This window comes from Aminobacterium colombiense DSM 12261 (genome assembly GCF_000025885.1).
GTDB classification, from domain to species: domain Bacteria; phylum Synergistota; class Synergistia; order Synergistales; family Aminobacteriaceae; genus Aminobacterium; species Aminobacterium colombiense.
Window position 1 is genome coordinate 1,540,506 of record NC_014011.1, and the last position, 14,537, is coordinate 1,555,042.

General features: G+C 46.2%; 13 protein-coding genes and 3 tRNA genes. 1 reads left to right on the top strand and 15 read right to left on the bottom strand.

What is annotated here, in order from left to right; all coding sequences use genetic code 11:
- Positions 1-6 precede the first annotated feature (6 nt).
- A complete protein-coding gene (cobC, locus tag AMICO_RS07695) occupies positions 7-663 on the bottom strand; it encodes an alpha-ribazole phosphatase (RefSeq protein WP_013048890.1) in 657 nt (218 codons plus the stop codon).
- A gap of 574 nt (positions 664-1,237) precedes the next feature.
- Between cobC and AMICO_RS07700 the strand changes: the two genes are divergently transcribed.
- Positions 1,238-3,262, top strand: a complete 2,025-nt coding sequence (locus AMICO_RS07700; RefSeq protein ID WP_013048891.1) for a serine hydrolase domain-containing protein — start codon at positions 1,238-1,240, stop codon at positions 3,260-3,262.
- Positions 3,263-3,434: 172 nt separating this feature from the next.
- Here AMICO_RS07700 and AMICO_RS07705 read toward each other — a convergent pair.
- From AMICO_RS07705 to AMICO_RS07770, 14 genes are all read right to left on the bottom strand, one after another.
- Positions 3,435-3,510, bottom strand: a tRNA-Thr gene (locus AMICO_RS07705).
- Between the two features lie 15 nt (positions 3,511-3,525).
- A tRNA-Glu gene (locus AMICO_RS07710) sits at positions 3,526-3,601 on the bottom strand.
- A gap of 4 nt (positions 3,602-3,605) precedes the next feature.
- Positions 3,606-3,681, bottom strand: a tRNA-Lys gene (locus tag AMICO_RS07715).
- 158 nt (positions 3,682-3,839) lie between these two features.
- On the bottom strand, positions 3,840-5,240 hold the full coding sequence (gene argH, locus AMICO_RS07720) for an argininosuccinate lyase (protein WP_013048892.1): 1,401 nt from the start codon (positions 5,238-5,240) through the stop codon (positions 3,840-3,842).
- The gene (locus tag AMICO_RS07725; RefSeq protein WP_169302818.1) at positions 5,221-5,772 is read right to left on the bottom strand and encodes a DUF501 domain-containing protein; all 552 of its coding nucleotides are present in this window, start codon (positions 5,770-5,772) and stop codon (positions 5,221-5,223) included. Before AMICO_RS07725 ends, argH begins: the two co-directional genes overlap by 20 nt.
- 77 nt (positions 5,773-5,849) lie before the next feature.
- Positions 5,850-6,269 carry a S1 RNA-binding domain-containing protein gene (locus tag AMICO_RS07730; protein WP_013048894.1) on the bottom strand — a complete coding sequence of 140 codons (420 nt, stop codon included), beginning with the start codon at positions 6,267-6,269 and terminating at the stop codon, positions 5,850-5,852.
- A gap of 182 nt (positions 6,270-6,451) precedes the next feature.
- Positions 6,452-6,814, bottom strand: coding sequence for a response regulator (locus tag AMICO_RS07735; protein WP_013048895.1), 363 nt, complete (start codon positions 6,812-6,814; stop codon positions 6,452-6,454).
- Positions 6,815-6,898: 84 nt separating this feature from the next.
- The gene (codY, locus tag AMICO_RS07740; protein WP_041459378.1) at positions 6,899-7,744 is read right to left on the bottom strand and encodes a GTP-sensing pleiotropic transcriptional regulator CodY; all 846 of its coding nucleotides are present in this window, start codon (positions 7,742-7,744) and stop codon (positions 6,899-6,901) included.
- A 21-nt stretch (positions 7,745-7,765) separates the two neighbouring features.
- On the bottom strand, positions 7,766-9,172 hold the full coding sequence (gene hslU, locus AMICO_RS07745) for an ATP-dependent protease ATPase subunit HslU (RefSeq protein WP_013048897.1): 1,407 nt from the start codon (positions 9,170-9,172) through the stop codon (positions 7,766-7,768).
- Positions 9,169-9,711, bottom strand: coding sequence for an ATP-dependent protease subunit HslV (hslV, locus tag AMICO_RS07750; RefSeq protein ID WP_013048898.1), 543 nt, complete (start codon positions 9,709-9,711; stop codon positions 9,169-9,171). Before hslV ends, hslU begins: the two co-directional genes overlap by 4 nt.
- A complete protein-coding gene (xerA, locus tag AMICO_RS07755) occupies positions 9,704-10,591 on the bottom strand; it encodes a site-specific tyrosine recombinase/integron integrase (protein WP_041459661.1) in 888 nt (295 codons plus the stop codon). Before xerA ends, hslV begins: the two co-directional genes overlap by 8 nt.
- Positions 10,592-10,785: 194 nt before the next feature.
- Positions 10,786-12,102 carry a methylenetetrahydrofolate--tRNA-(uracil(54)-C(5))-methyltransferase (FADH(2)-oxidizing) TrmFO gene (trmFO, locus tag AMICO_RS07760; RefSeq protein ID WP_013048900.1) on the bottom strand — a complete coding sequence of 439 codons (1,317 nt, stop codon included), beginning with the start codon at positions 12,100-12,102 and terminating at the stop codon, positions 10,786-10,788.
- Between the two features lie 3 nt (positions 12,103-12,105).
- Positions 12,106-14,241: a type I DNA topoisomerase gene (gene topA / locus AMICO_RS07765; protein ID WP_013048901.1), complete on the bottom strand. Its 2,136-nt coding sequence runs from the start codon at positions 14,239-14,241 to the stop codon at positions 12,106-12,108.
- Positions 14,242-14,255: 14 nt separating this feature from the next.
- Positions 14,256-14,528 (bottom strand): hypothetical protein, encoded by a 273-nt coding sequence (locus tag AMICO_RS07770; RefSeq protein WP_013048902.1) that lies wholly within the window; start codon positions 14,526-14,528, stop codon positions 14,256-14,258.
- Between the last annotated feature and the right edge of the window lie 9 nt (positions 14,529-14,537).

Below are 14,537 nucleotides of genomic sequence, written 5' to 3' on the forward strand. Positions count from 1 at the left end.
TCTTGTCTAAGAAGAAAGGGGAAGTTGTTGAATGATTTCCCTCGGTACGTAAAGATGCATAGCATCGTTCAGAAAAGAAAGCATCATTACACTTCTGTAAGCGTGTATGGAAGAAATAGAACAATTATCGAGACGCATACGCCATACAAGGGAAGAGCTGACCTTTAGAAGTTCAACAAGGGCCGTACGTATAGAACCTCCGTGGGCTATTACAAGGATTCGTTCTTCATCCCTTTTCAATATTTCATCAAGGATTTCCGCAACTCGCTGTCGAACCTCGTTAAAGGATTCCCCGCTCCTTGGGACAAGGGTTGAAGGATCTTTTCTCCATTGGCTATGCTCTTCAGAAAACCGCGCTTCAACCTCTGAGACAGAAAGTCCTTCCCATTCGCCAAAAGCAATTTCTTTTAGGCCTTCACGCACGTGAAGCACATTGCAGCTCTGCCGCGCTGCTATTATTTCTGCAGTCCGTCGTGCTCTGAGCAAAGGGCTTGATACGATAAGATCTGCCTCAAAGGATGCCGCCAGGCGAAGGGAAACCCGATCAGCCTGCTCAAGGCCTTCCGCATTGAGAGGCACGTCGCTTTGCCCCTGATACCTCATCTCATTATTCCAATCTGTTTGTCCGTGACGAATAAATAGTATCTGCTTTTTCAGTGCCATTTGAAATCCCCTTTTATGTTTTCATTCTGTGCCATTATACCGTTGCGCAATAAAAAAGGCTTTGGGCTTTTGCTCTAACAGCAATAAGACTCAAAGCCTTTTATATTCTCTCTGCGGACCTGGAGCCAGCGGGCAAATTCGAACCGCCGACCTGCGCATTACAAGTGCGATTACAAGCCGAGGAACGTTGCCATTTGCAAGCCATCTTAAAAATCCCCACGTAAAATAGATAGATTTTAATTGCCTTGCGCTTTTATTGTTTTTATTTTACTTTGGCTGTATTATGCGACATACATAGAAGGTGTCAAAATGAAATTAACGGAGACACCAGTAAAAAGGCCGATTGCGTACCAGGTCGAAATGAGTGGAGAAAAATAAAGTACGTTTGCTACAGACATCCTATCACAAAAAGCACTTGATGCGAAAACTCGGGTTAAGGGCATACCTGATCGCAGAGCCCCCGAATTAATGGACAGTACAAAGAGACGATATAGTGGAGATTAGAGAGGTGCAAATATTACACACAGGATTTCAAACTTGAAGCAGTAAAACGTGTGAAAGGGAGGAAACATTAATGAGAACCCGTAAGGCGTTGCCTGTTCTTATGAGTCTTTCGTGTGTTGTATTAATTCTTTTCATCTTCATCTTGCCGTGTTCTGGCAATGTCGTTAATTACCCGAACACAGTTTCGACCGCGAGAGAAATAATATGGAAAACTATTATATCCGGAGGGGGAAACTCCGCATCGGTAGCAGTGATGGACAGGGGCAATATAGTGTATTCGGAGGGATTCGGACCGGCAGACCGCTCACTTAACCGTCTCGTGGACAGAGACACCAGGTTCAATATAGGTTCGACGAGCAAAATGTTCGCTGCCGTAGCAATTCTGCTGCTGGCAGATGATGGTAAATTAAGCCTTGAAGACCCCGTGGTAAAGCATATACCTGAATTCGTAATGAAGGACCCCCGATACCGGGACATTACGGTGCGGATGCTTTTCAATCATTCTTCAGGCCTGCCTGGCTCCACATTTGTTTTTGGGTACAGGGCTGACGAGGATCACCAGACCCTATTGCTTGAAACATTGAAGAATGCGGTTCTCAAGCACACCCCAGGTGAAATGAGTATTTACTGCAATGATGGTTTTACCCTGGCCGAGATAATCGTTGAGCGTGTTTCAGGAAAGTCATTCGCCTCGTTTGTCACCGAAAGGATATTTTCTCCCCTTGAAATGCGGAACTCGGGTGAGAGTGTTGGCGTTACTGGAGGAAAGATTGCCGAATTCTACGATGAAGAGGGAAATAAATATCCCCCAGAGGTAGTTACGGTGCTGGGCGCAGGCGGGCTCTCCTCCACTCCGGAGGACCTCTGCCGGTTTGGAGACAGTTTTGCCCCCGGCGGAATGAACATTCTTTCAGATTCCTCGCTAAAGGATGTTCTGAAGGAACAGCCCACCCCCTTTTCTTCTTTATTGAAGGGGGATGCCCTTTTAGATGCCTTCGGTTGGGATTATGCACTCCTTCCAGCCTACCGGGAGAACGGGTACCAGGTTCTGGGCAAGAGCGGCGGGACCTTGTTCTATTCAACCAATCTCCAGATCCTTCCACAGGAACGGCTGGCGATTGCAGTGACGTACTCCGGACAAGCTGGCGCCGCAAAAGCTACGCACCGTATTATGGAGGCGCTCATGAAGGACAAGGGGCTCCCCGGACCGAAACCGGTTTCTCCAGTCAAACCTCCAGAACCACAGCCCATTCCCGATGAGTTTTTGAAACTCGCGGGATTCTATGTAAACACACAAGAAGCTGTTCGCATGATCTTTGACAATGAGAGTCATACGCTGAACGTCTACTCCCTCGCTTCTCCTTCGGAAGACGAAGAAGCGAAAGAGAATAAAGAGAAGCCGATTCTTTCACTGGTTCACAACGGAGGCTTATTTCATGATTTTGCAACTGGTTACCGATATTACTTTCTCACGGGAGAAAAGACAGTTTATCTTGTCATGGAAGAAGTCCCGCAGTACGGGGCAGATATTCCCATGTACCAGAAGATTGATCCAGTAGAAAAACCAGAAAGTCTGTCGGTGGTAATGGACGGCAGGTTTTGGCTTATACGCAACGCCTCTCCCTTTGCGCAGCTTCCTGACGATCTGTTGGTAAAATCTGAAGAGTACGGCGATCTTCCCGGGTATGTGAAATTCTTTGGAGTGAACAGGGTGGAAACCCCCGATTTTGGGGCAATTGCCGCAACAGGCTTTCGCGATCAGTGCAATATCCAGCTTTTTAAGAAAGACGGCGCAATCCGTTTGAAGGCAATCCAGTTCGTCTATTCGAGCGAAGATATCGCAGGAACGCTAGTACCAGGGGAAAATACCATAGTGATCGGATCTGAGGGCGAAAACGAATGGAGGAAAGTCGAACAAGGAGGAATTATGTCCATCGAAAAGCCCGCAAATGGCAGGGTGATCATTTTTCCCAGACGGCAGGTAGAGAAAGTTTACGACAGCATTATAGACAGCAGCGAAATATCCGTACCCGGGGGAAGCCTGGTGTTCCTGGCGGGAGAACCGGGAGATTCTTTTTCGATAATAGTGCGGTAATTTGTCCGTTTTTCTCGTTTCCAACAAAAACGGCGGCAATAAATTCGATTGGCTGAGTATACTTCTGGGTGCTTTTTTAGCGAGATGCGATGGCGCCTTCAATATGCTTCGGATCGGCAGAGGGCTTACGAGAACGAAAGGGTTCACATGGGGAACATACTTATGCTAACTCTGGAGCCGGCGGGCGGACTCGAACCGCCGACCTGCGCATTACGAGTGCGCTGCTCTACCAACTGAGCTACACCGGCAGATAAATTGAAAAATGGCGGTCCCAACGGGATTTGAACCCGTGTCGCAGCCTTGAAAGGGCTGTGTCCTAGACCACTGGACGATGGGACCGCTATGGTGAGCCGTGTGGGAGTCGAACCCACGACGCCCGGATTAAAAGTCCGGTGCTCTGCCGACTGAGCTAACGGCTCGTGCATTCGACCTGTTACTGCCGTTACGCAAGGGTTTATTCTACAGAAAAAACGCCGCAAGTCAAGCCCTTTTTAAAAATCTCAGGATTGAAAGTTTTCTGACAAGGGGAATCTCGGCCTGTAAAATAGCTTTTGCCTGCCTTTATTTGGTTTCATATTCAACTGGAAGAGCAGGCGTTATCTCTCTTCTTTTGATACGCGAGCCACCCATCCCCTTCTTCTATTTGCCGCTCTACACATATAAAACCTGTTCCTCCATAGGTTTGCCGCCTGGCGACACTCTCTTTAAGAGAAAGAATGGATAAAAGGTCTTCTTTCGCTTCTGGAATAATAGCTTTCCATTCAGACAGGGTCAGATCCAGAAGAGACCGCCCGTTATCGAGACAATAGCGAACAAGCTGTCCGGCTTTCCAATGAGCGTCTCTGAAAGGAACACCTTCCTTAACCAGATACTCGGCCACATCGGTAGCAAGGATCATACCATTTTCCATTCCTAAAACAGCTCTTTTTTCATCAACTTCTACACGAGACAAAAACTCTGGCAGAATTTCTATAATCGAGAGAATAACGGCAAGAGATGCCAGAAGACCTCGTTTATCTTCCTGCAAATCCCGATTATATGTCATGGGCAGTCCTTTTAGCATAACAAGCAAATCAACGAAGTGTCCTATGATTTGTCCTGTCCTTCCACGGGTCAGCTCCAATACGTCAGGATTTTTCTTCTGGGGCATCATGCTTGAGCCCGTGCAGAAAGCGTCAGGAAGTTTAAGCCAGCCAAATTCCTGACTATTGTAAATAATAAAATCCTCGGCCAATCTGCTGCAATGTATTGCAAACACCGCCGCAAAATAGTGATAATCAAATAAATAATCTCTATGGGCTACAGAATCAAGACTGTTCTCCGTCGGGTTCTTAAATCCAAGCTCCTTTGCAGTATAAAAACGATCAAGAGGCAATGTTGAACCCGCAAGGGCCCCTGCGCCAAGAGGGCAATCTTCCAGTGAGCCCAGAGCAGCCCGAAGACGGATGCAATCCCTTCGAAATGCCTGAAAATGGGACATCCAGTAATGGCCCATGCTTACTGGCTGAGCCTGCTGCAAGTGAGTGTATCCCGGAACAACAATATGGCGATGAGCATGGGCTCTTTCCAGAATAGCCTCAAGAAGGGTGAACATGCCTTGTTGAACCTTTTGCAGTCTATCACGCAAATAAAGGCGCAACGTCGTAGCAATCTGGTCGTTGCGGCTACGCCCAGTATGAAGCTTCGCCCCCAGAGGTCCGAGCAATTGGGTAAGACGGTGCTCTATGTTCATATGCACATCTTCTAATTCAATAGAGGGGGTAAAACTTTTCTCTTCTATTTCCTGTAAGACCTGACGAAGTCCGCCTTCTATTTTTTCTCCTTCGTCAGGGGACAAAAGACCGGCAGAAACAAGCATTCTCCCATGGGCGATGCTCCCCTGGATATCAAAGGGAGCAAGGCACCAGTCCAGATCAAGAGACTGGGTGTAGTTCAAAACGATTTCTGCTGTTTCTTCACTAAAGCGCCCTTTCCACATTCCTTCCCCCTCCTTTTATAAAACATGGGTAGCACTCTGGAACGGGGCAGCTAACCTGTTGCAGGTTTTGATGAAGCCACTCTCCGGCAGGGTGTGTTCTCAGCGCTAGCCATGAAGCGACATGAAGATGAAGACATTTTACTTTAAAAGAATTTTTATCCTGAATCCCTCCTACCCCTCCCCGACGCAAAGCCTTCCATAATGAAGGCCGTCTTTTTTGAAGGTACATTCTTTGGGCCGGAGGAAAAAGGGACATGCGTATATTCATATGAAGCACATGGTAAAGAACCCAATCATGGAGAGAAACCCTTTTCTGTAGATATTCTTCTAAAGCCTTCACGCCCTGTTGAGATTCAAGTTCGCCGCACTTCTGAATGAGATAGGGACACGTTAACCAAAAAGACGTGGGGAAAGGCCTTTTCTTCACCATTGGCCTGCATAGGAGAACTTGTGGAGCCCCCCATTGGCAGTAATAGGTTACTCCTGCCACGATGTCGTTTTTAAACTTGCGATGAACCATTTGACGCTTCACAATTTCAGTATCTTCTTTCGTAAGGCTCCAATACAAAGCAGGGGAGCTTAAGCTCCCCTGCTTTGTTATTATTCGGGTCATTTGCTTCTTTTGCTCCGTTTTTTGCTCGCTTTCGCATTATTTAACTTGCTATTGAGATCCGCTATTTTCTGATCGCTAATTTTTAGGAAATTTGATAGCTTTTTTTCAAAGTTATCCTCTGTCTCTTTAGGAGCAGAAGGAGCAACAGGAGGACGTTCTTCCATTTTTTTCAAGGAAAGATCAATCCGGTTTTTTTCGTCAATCTTGATCACTTTCGCCGTTACCTTCTTGCCGACCTCAAGAACATCTTCCACTTTCTTAACATAGCTATACGAGAGTTCTGAAATGTGAATCATCGCTCTCTGTCCCGTGGAAAGGCGTACAAAAGCACCATAAGGCATGATCTGCTCCACTTCACATTCGACCGTATCCCCGACACTCACGGGAGCCTGGTCACTCCTCTTATCTTCTACCATCAGTTTTTCTACCCTCCAGAAGGCTAATATAAAATCTTTTTTAAAAACTAGTTAGACAAAAAAGATCTGTTTTGGAATTATACCAAATTACCGGCGTTCCAGTCTCTTTAATATCCCATTCTTATTCGAAGCAATTTATATTATATAGATACCGTGCCTCTATTGGTGAACTATGGAACAATCTAGGCCAAGGCCCTGCTCAAAGCTTCCACTACCCGATCCGGCTGAAAAGGCTTCACAATAAAATCCAGCGCTCCGGCTTTGATCGCCTCTCTGACCATAGGTTGCTGTCCCATGGCACTCACCATAATAATCTTGGCCTCAGGATCTAAAGCTCTTATGGCCCTGAGCGCATCAATGCCATCCATCTTCGGCATTGATATATCCATTGTCACGATGTCAGGATGAAGCCTCTGATAAGCTTCCACCGCAACTTTCCCATTCTCAGCTTCTCCTACAACCTCAAAATTATTATTTAAAAGAATATCTTTCAGTATTATCCTCATAAAAACGGCGTCGTCAACTACGAGCACTCTTTTTCCCATGCATTCATCTCTCCTGTGTTGTGCTCCACTCGAAAGGGAAAGGACAGTGAAAGGGGCTGATCAGCCCCTTTCACTGTTTTATTGTTAATTATTCTGGGTAAGAACCATCCCAAGTTCTTCTATAAAAAGAGGACTTAATATCTTAATAAAGGTTCCTTTCATGCCAAGGCTTCTGCTTTCGATAATCCCAGCGCTTTCCAGCTTTCTCAAGGCATTTACAATGACACTTCTTGTAACTCCCACACGATCCGCCACTTTGCTTGCAATGACGACTCCTTCATAAGTTCCAAGCTCTGCGATGATATGCTTTACAGACTCTACTTCGGAGTAGGATAGAGCACGCATAGCCATCTGTACCACAAGGCGTTCTCTCGCCCGTTCTTCTATACTTCGTGTTCGATCATGGAGTATTTCGATACCTACGAGAGTGGCAAGATATTCTGCCAAAATGAGATCTTTCATGTAGAAGGGGTTGAAGAACCTTACGAGAAGCAATGTCCCCAGCCGTTCTGCCGCGCTATAGATAGGAACATACAATAGATGCTTTTCTGGAGCTTCCTTCGAGGCGACCTCATCATCGAAAAGATATCCATCTGTTTCACTCAAAATGGACTCTCTGTGCTGGTTCATTTTTTCCACAAAACTTTCTGGCATATATCCCCTTTCAAGGAAATTCGCCACTGCTTCTGAATGATACTCGCTAACCCATGAATGCACTAGTATCCGCCCTTCTCTGTTAATGATATAGACATTGGCTGTTGAGAATTCACAAAGAAGTTTTGCCAGTTTGCTATAATCTGGTTTCGTCCCTTCCCGCCGACTCTGAAGGGCCCTGCCTACCTGGCGAGTCTTATCAAGCAAATCTTTCATTGCTGGGTCATCAACTATTCCAATCTTATTCTCTGCTACTTTTTTGTCACTTTTTACCATTTCCGATCCCTCCTGCATGATTTAAAGCAAATACTTTCGTAAGTCTGTGTCTTCCATAAGAGGCGAAAGCCTCTCCTTTACAAACTGAGCGTTAATATCAACCACTTCACCTTGCCGCTCTGGCGCAGTAAAACTAATTTCTTCGAGAAGCTGCTCCACCATGGTATGGAGTCGCCGGGCTCCTATATTCTCCATCTCAGCATTCATTTTTTCGGCCATTGCCGCTATTTCCTCAATGGCATCTTCTGAAAACCGCACTTCAATGCGCTCTGTGCTTAAAAGTGCCTGATATTGCTTAATTAAACTGTTTTCGGGCTCCACAAGTATGCGGGCCAACTCTTCTCTCCCAAGGGGCTGCAATTCCACCCGAATGGGGAAACGGCCCTGGAGTTCCGGTACCAGGTCTGAGGGCTTAACACTTGAGAATGCCCCTGCTGCAATAAAGAGGATATGATCTGTTTTTACCGTGCCGTATTTTGTCTGCACGGTAGATCCTTCTACGATAGGGAGAAGGTCTCGTTGCACTCCTTCTCGACTTACATCAGGACCGCTGGAAGTTCCTCGAGCAACCACCTTATCTATCTCATCAATGAATATAATGCCCTCTTCCTGGGCCTTATCCAGTGCTTCTCTGGCTACAGACTCCATATCTATCAGTTTTTCTGCTTCTTCTGCCTGTAGGAGTTTCTTTCCATCTGATACTTTCATTCGACGCTTTTTTGTTTTTTTAGGAAGCAATCCACTCAGCATTTCATTTATATTCATACCCATGGAATCCATCCCTGCTCCTCCAAGAATAGGAATGCCCATGGACGCGCTCTCAGCAACTTCCAGCTCTACTTCCCGCTCATCAAGCTTTCCAGCCTTAAGAAGGGCATAGACCTTATTTCTTGTAGACTCCCGGATGGTGTCTTCTTCCTGAGGCGGCGTTTCTTCAGCTTCCTTACCTGAAAATATTTTCATAAAATCCGGCATAGATGTCTTTCGCTCCGGCCGTGGCAGCAAGGCATCCACAAGCCGCCATTCCGCCCGTTCCTCTGCAGGACCTTGAACTTCTTCTATTTTTACCCTCTTCACCATGGCTACTGCTGTTTCTACGAGGTCGCGTATCATGGAGTCTACATCCCGTCCAACGTAGCCCACTTCAGTAAATTTCGTCGCTTCCACTTTCACAAATGGGGCCAAAACGAGATCGGCCAGACGCCTTGCAATCTCTGTTTTTCCTACACCTGTAGGCCCCACCATGAGGATATTCTTCGGCGCCACTTCATTTGCAAGATCCCGGGGCAAATTTCGCCGGCGCATTCTGTTACGAAGAGCTATGGCAACAGCTCTCTTCGCCTTTTCCTGCCCCACGATATATCTATCGAGGCACTCCACAATCATGCGGGGCGTCAGATCCTGTTTGTCATCGGCCAGAATGATCATTCTCCAATCACCTCTACCGTTATTTCCTTATCTGTATAAATACAAATATCCGCCGCAATCTCAATGGCCCTGCGAGCTATGTCAGACGCTTTTTTGTCACTGGACTCCATAAAGGCCCGTGCGGCGGCCAAGGCAAAACCAGCACCAGATCCAATAGCAGCCACATTATTTTCAGGCTCGAGGACATCTCCAGCACCAGAAAGCAAGAGCGTATGTTCTTCATCTGCCACCAGCATAAGAGCCTCAAGTTTTCTTAAAGCCCTGTCCAAACGCCACTCTTTTACCAAAGAGACAGCTGCTCTCATTAGATCTCCGCTATTTTCTTCCAGCCTGGCCTCAAAACGCTCTAAAAGGGTCATGGCATCAGCTGTGCTTCCCGCGAAACCGGCGAGAACCTTGCCTTTATAGAGTCGACGGACCTTACGGGCCCCCGCTTTTATAATCTGGTCTCCCAGGGTAACCTGTCCATCACCGGCCATTGCCACTGAATTTTCTTGTCTTACACATAAAATCGTAGTTCCTTTAAACAGCTTAATCATCTCCCCTAGTTCTCGGAAAAGCCTCTATATAACTTTGTTTTAAATGCTCGGCCGTTACTGTGAGATACCGTTGGGTGGTGATAAGACTTTCGTGACCCAACAACTCTTGCACGACACGGATAGAGGCGCCTCCTTCAAGCATGTGAGTGGCAAAACTATGGCGCAACATGTGGGGCGTCACACCAGATAGGCCTGCGCGTTTAGCGGCTCGATCGACAATCCTGCCAACTGTTCGAACTGTAAGATGACTCCCTTCTTCTCCGGTAAAAAGAAAAATACCCATTTGGCAACTATCTCGCCAGTTATAGAGAGCCTTTATAGCCATCTTTCCGACAGGGATCATGCGTTCCTTATTCCCCTTGCCCCGCACACGCACCCATCTCTCCGCAAAATCTATATCTTCCCAGCGAAGGACCACTAGTTCGCCGATCCTGAGGCCGCAGCCATAGAGCAATTCCAGAACAGCTTTATCACGAAGAGGATCAGCGCTCTTTGCACATCCCACTTCTATAAGCCTTGATACCTGCTCAACACTTAACGCGCGAGGCAACCGTCCCGGCAGACGCGGCCCCTTAACATTTTTTGCCGGATCCTTCCCCACCAGTTTTTTATCTACAAGAAAGGCAAACCAGTTTTTTATAGCTGAAAGCTTTCTCGCAACAGAGGATCTTGCATATCCAAAAGAGGCAAGAACACGCAAGTATTCTCGAATAATGCGAGTATCGACCTCAGACAGAAGGGTAACATTCTGTTCTAGAAGGTAATTGACAAACTGATTGAGATCAACAGCATAATTCTCTATTGTATACATTGACATACTTTTGGCAAAACGCATCTGTTCCAAATAATAATCCAGCGCAAAAGATAACTTTTCAACCATAACCATATTTTATCATTCTTTTCCTGCTACTTGATACTTTTCTAAAGAATCAGAATGCCATAAAATTGCAACTTTTGCAACTTGAATTGTCAGAAAAATGCCAAGGATACAACAACGAAAAAGTTTAACAATCATTGGAATTGATTATTATACATTATACAACAATAGTCTATTAGGAAAATAGGGGGGAAGTCCTATTTCAAACAGTTTTTATCAAATTCTTCCAAGGCGCGGAGGGCTCGTTCTCCCACCTTTTGACATCGCAAGCTTTTTGGGCGGATTTTAACATCGAGGGAGGGGAATATGCCCAGGTTAACATTCATGGGATGGAATACCTTTGGGTCGGTTTCCGCAAGATATCGAAGAAGGGAACCAATGGCTGTTTCCTTAGGCCAAAGGGGGATTTGCAAACCGGCTGCACAGAAAGCCACGTGAAGTCCTGCGACGAGTCCCATAGCTGTACTTTCAAGATATCCCTCGACGCCGGTTATCTGCCCAGCAAGGAACAACGCCTTGCTCCCTCGCAGACGAAGGGAACCGTCAAGCACTTTAGGCGCATTGACGTATATGTTCCGATGCATTACGCCATAACGGGCAAACTCCGCGTTCTCAAGGCCAGGAATCATTCTGAAAACCCGATTCTGCTCTCCCCACTTCAAGCTTGTCTGAAAACCTACAAGATTGAAGAGTGTCCCATCTGCGTTATCCTGGCGAAGCTGGACTACTGCGTAGGGTTCTGCTCCGGTAGAGGGGTTTGGAAGTCCTACCGGACGGAGGGGACCAAAACGAAGAGTATCAATTCCCCTGGAGGCTATGACCTCCACAGGCAGACATCCCTCAAAATATCGGACATCTTTTTCAAACTCATGACGGGGAGCCTGTTCTGCCGTTAGGAGGGCCTGGCAAAATTTTATGTACTCTTCTTCATTCATAGGGCAATTGATATAGTCTGCTTGCTGACCATATCGACCACCTTGATAGGCCTTATTCATATCAATGGTGTCATAAAAGACCACTGGCGCGATGGCATCAAAAAAAGAAAAATATTCCTGGCCTGTCACTTGCCGAAGTCTTTCAGCAAAAATTGGACTCGTAAGGGGGCCTGTGGCTATAATGGCAGGCTCTTCAGGCAGCTCAGTTATTTCTCGCCGCTCAATTCGAATTTGGGGATGCCCCGAAAGTTTTTTTGTAATATAGCCAGCAAAGACATTCCGATCTACGGCAAGAGCCTTCCCTGCTGGGACAGAAGAATGATCAGCCGCTTCCATAATAAGGCTGTTAAGGTAGCGCAACTCCCCTTTCAATATCCCGGCTGGGCTTGTCAAATTATCTGCTCCTAAAGAATTACTGCATACCAGCTCGCCCATCATATCGGTCTGATGGGCAGGAGTGGTAGCAACTGGCCTCATTTCTACAAGGCAAACAGAGTAACCCCTTTGAGCCAGCTGCCATGCTGCCTCGCTTCCTGCAAGCCCTCCTCCGACAATTAGAATCTCATCAGATCTTCTCATATATTACTTATTCTCCTTTTTGCCCTTTTTTTCTTTCTTCCAGCCACACTCAGGGCATTCTGGAAGACTTTTCTTGTTCTTGCGAATGAGAGAAGCGCCACATTCCTTACATTTTTCTCCAGTTGGTTCATTCCATGAAACATATTTACATTCAGGGTAACGAGAACAACCATAAAAGAATTTCCCTTTTTTACTTCTTCTCCGAACTACTTCCCCACCCTCTGTTTCTCCACAGAGAGGGCATTTAACACCTATAGTTTTTAATATTGGCTTGGTATAACGACATTCCGGGTATCCGGAACAGGCTATGAATTCCCCAAAACGGCCTCTTTTTTTAACTAAGGGCTTGCCGCATTCGGGGCAATCCTCACCGATCGGTTCCGGTTCAGGCAATTCAACAGCGGAAGCTTTCTTAGCCTCTTCAAGGGTGTTAGTAAATCCATTCCAAAAGGATCGCACTACTTCTACCCATTGAAGTTGATCTTCTTCGATAAGGTCGAGCTGTTCTTCCATCTGGGCCGTAAATCCAGTATCAACTATGGGGGACTGACTTTTAGAATCAAAATATTGGAGTAAAAAGTCATCTACAGTCATACCCAACTGTGTGGGCTCAATACGTTTTTCTTCATTTTTTTCCACATATCCTCTATCGTAAAGGGTCTCTACAATGGTGGCATAGGTCGATGGGCGGCCAACTCCCTTTTCCTCAAGGGTTTTGATGAGAGTCGCTTCGGAATAACGGGCGGCCGGCTTGGTAAAACGCTGTTCTTTTTCAATCTCTTGACACAAAAGAGTTTCTTCAGGCTGTGCTGGATCAAGCTGTCCCCCCTTCAACTCAAGGGGCCATACCGCTCCCCAGCCATCAAATATAAGTGATTCTCCTGTCTGGCGCAAACCATAGGAACCGGCCGCTACATCAAGAATGGCATTGGCAACTAATGCCGAGGCCATCTGAGAAGCGACAAAACGGTTCCAGATAAGGGTATAGAGACGGTGCTGTTCGGAATTCAAAACATTTTTTAATATCTCTGGCGTTAATGTCACGTCGGTAGGCCGGATAGCTTCATGAGCATCCTGGCTTCTCGCCTTTGACGCAAAGAAGTTTGGCTTCGCTGGAAGATATTTTGCCTCATATCTTTCCGAAATAAAGGTTCTGGCCCCATTAATGGCATCCGGGGCAATGCGAAGACTATCAGTGCGCATATAGGTTATTAGGCCCACTGGACCTCGCCCAGGTACGCTGACACCTTCAAAAAGACTCTGAGCAATCCTCATGGTCCGGCGAGGAGAAAAACCCAGGCGGCGAGCGGCTTCCTGCTGTAGAGTACTCGTCTTAAAAGGGGGCAAGGGGGCTCTTTTCCCTTCCTTGACCTTATACTCCTTTACCACAAGCTCCTGTTTAGCAATATCTGACGCTATTTTCTCCGCCTGCTCTGAGCTGGAAATAAGAAGAGGCTTGCCTTCTTTCCAGAAAGATTTATTTTTGAAGCTCATCACTTTCAGATCATAATTCCTCGTTTTATCAAGGGATGAGGCCAATACGCTAATGTGCCAGTATTCAGAGGGAACAAAACTAATTATCTCCCGTTCCCGTTCACAGATGAGATTGAGAGCTACAGATTGAACCCGGCCGGCAGAAAGACCATAACGAATTTTTTTCCAAAGAAGAGGACTGAGAGTATAGCCAACGAGGCGATCAAGCACCCGCCTGGCCTGTTGAGCATTCACCCGATTCATATCCACTGGTTCTAGTTTTTTAAGAGCTTCTTTAACAGCCTTTGGAGTTACCTCATAAAAGCGGATGCGGCATAACGTTTGAGGATCAACATCAAGAATGTTGCAAAGATGCCATGCAATAGCTTCTCCTTCCCGGTCGGGGTCTGAGGCAAGCAAAATCTTTTGACTTCCCCGGGCTAGTTTCACCAACTCGTTTTTAATCTTGGCTTTACCTTTTACAAGAATATATTCAGGTTGAAAGTTGTTCTCCACATCAATGGCGATACGGCTTTTAGGCAAATCTTTAATGTGGCCTATACTCGCTTTAACCGTATATTTTGAACCTAATATTTTCGATAGAGTTTTTGCTTTCGTAGGAGACTCAACAACAACAAGGGTTTTTCCCGATTCTTTCTTCGTCATAAGATCCTCCTTGTTTAATGAACGAAATATTGACCTTTAACTGAGTCATAAAGAGAACCCATGAGGTCAAAACTTGCCAGGCTGGAATCGACAGCCCTCTGAATAATGTTCAAAAAAGATGGGGCATCAATATGCCCGCCCCGAATTTGTCCGATCATGATGGCATCTTCAATAGCTATTTCTATGACTTTTCGTGGATATTCTTCAGTCATAAGAAGGTAGTGTATAAGGTCTAGAGCATCTTCAGTTAGAAACATTCTTTCAAGATCATGTACCAATCGCGTCAATACGATACG

Bases quoted from the DNA above. Each gene is read 5' to 3' on its own strand.
- cobC (WP_013048890.1), bottom strand. From the start codon at position 663: ATGGCACTGAAAAAGCAGATACTATTTATTCGTCACGGACAAACAGAT.
- AMICO_RS07700 (WP_013048891.1), top strand. From the start codon at position 1,238: ATGAGAACCCGTAAGGCGTTGCCTGTTCTTATGAGTCTTTCGTGTGTT.
- argH (WP_013048892.1), bottom strand. From the start codon at position 5,240: ATGTGGAAAGGGCGCTTTAGTGAAGAAACAGCAGAAATCGTTTTGAAC.
- AMICO_RS07730 (WP_013048894.1), bottom strand. From the start codon at position 6,269: ATGGTAGAAGATAAGAGGAGTGACCAGGCTCCCGTGAGTGTCGGGGAT.
- AMICO_RS07735 (WP_013048895.1), bottom strand. From the start codon at position 6,814: ATGGGAAAAAGAGTGCTCGTAGTTGACGACGCCGTTTTTATGAGGATA.
- codY (WP_041459378.1), bottom strand. From the start codon at position 7,744: ATGGTAAAAAGTGACAAAAAAGTAGCAGAGAATAAGATTGGAATAGTT.
- hslU (WP_013048897.1), bottom strand. From the start codon at position 9,172: ATGATCATTCTGGCCGATGACAAACAGGATCTGACGCCCCGCATGATT.
- hslV (WP_013048898.1), bottom strand. From the start codon at position 9,711: ATGATTAAGCTGTTTAAAGGAACTACGATTTTATGTGTAAGACAAGAA.
- xerA (WP_041459661.1), bottom strand. From the start codon at position 10,591: ATGGTTGAAAAGTTATCTTTTGCGCTGGATTATTATTTGGAACAGATG.
- trmFO (WP_013048900.1), bottom strand. From the start codon at position 12,102: ATGAGAAGATCTGATGAGATTCTAATTGTCGGAGGAGGGCTTGCAGGA.
- topA (WP_013048901.1), bottom strand. From the start codon at position 14,241: ATGACGAAGAAAGAATCGGGAAAAACCCTTGTTGTTGTTGAGTCTCCT.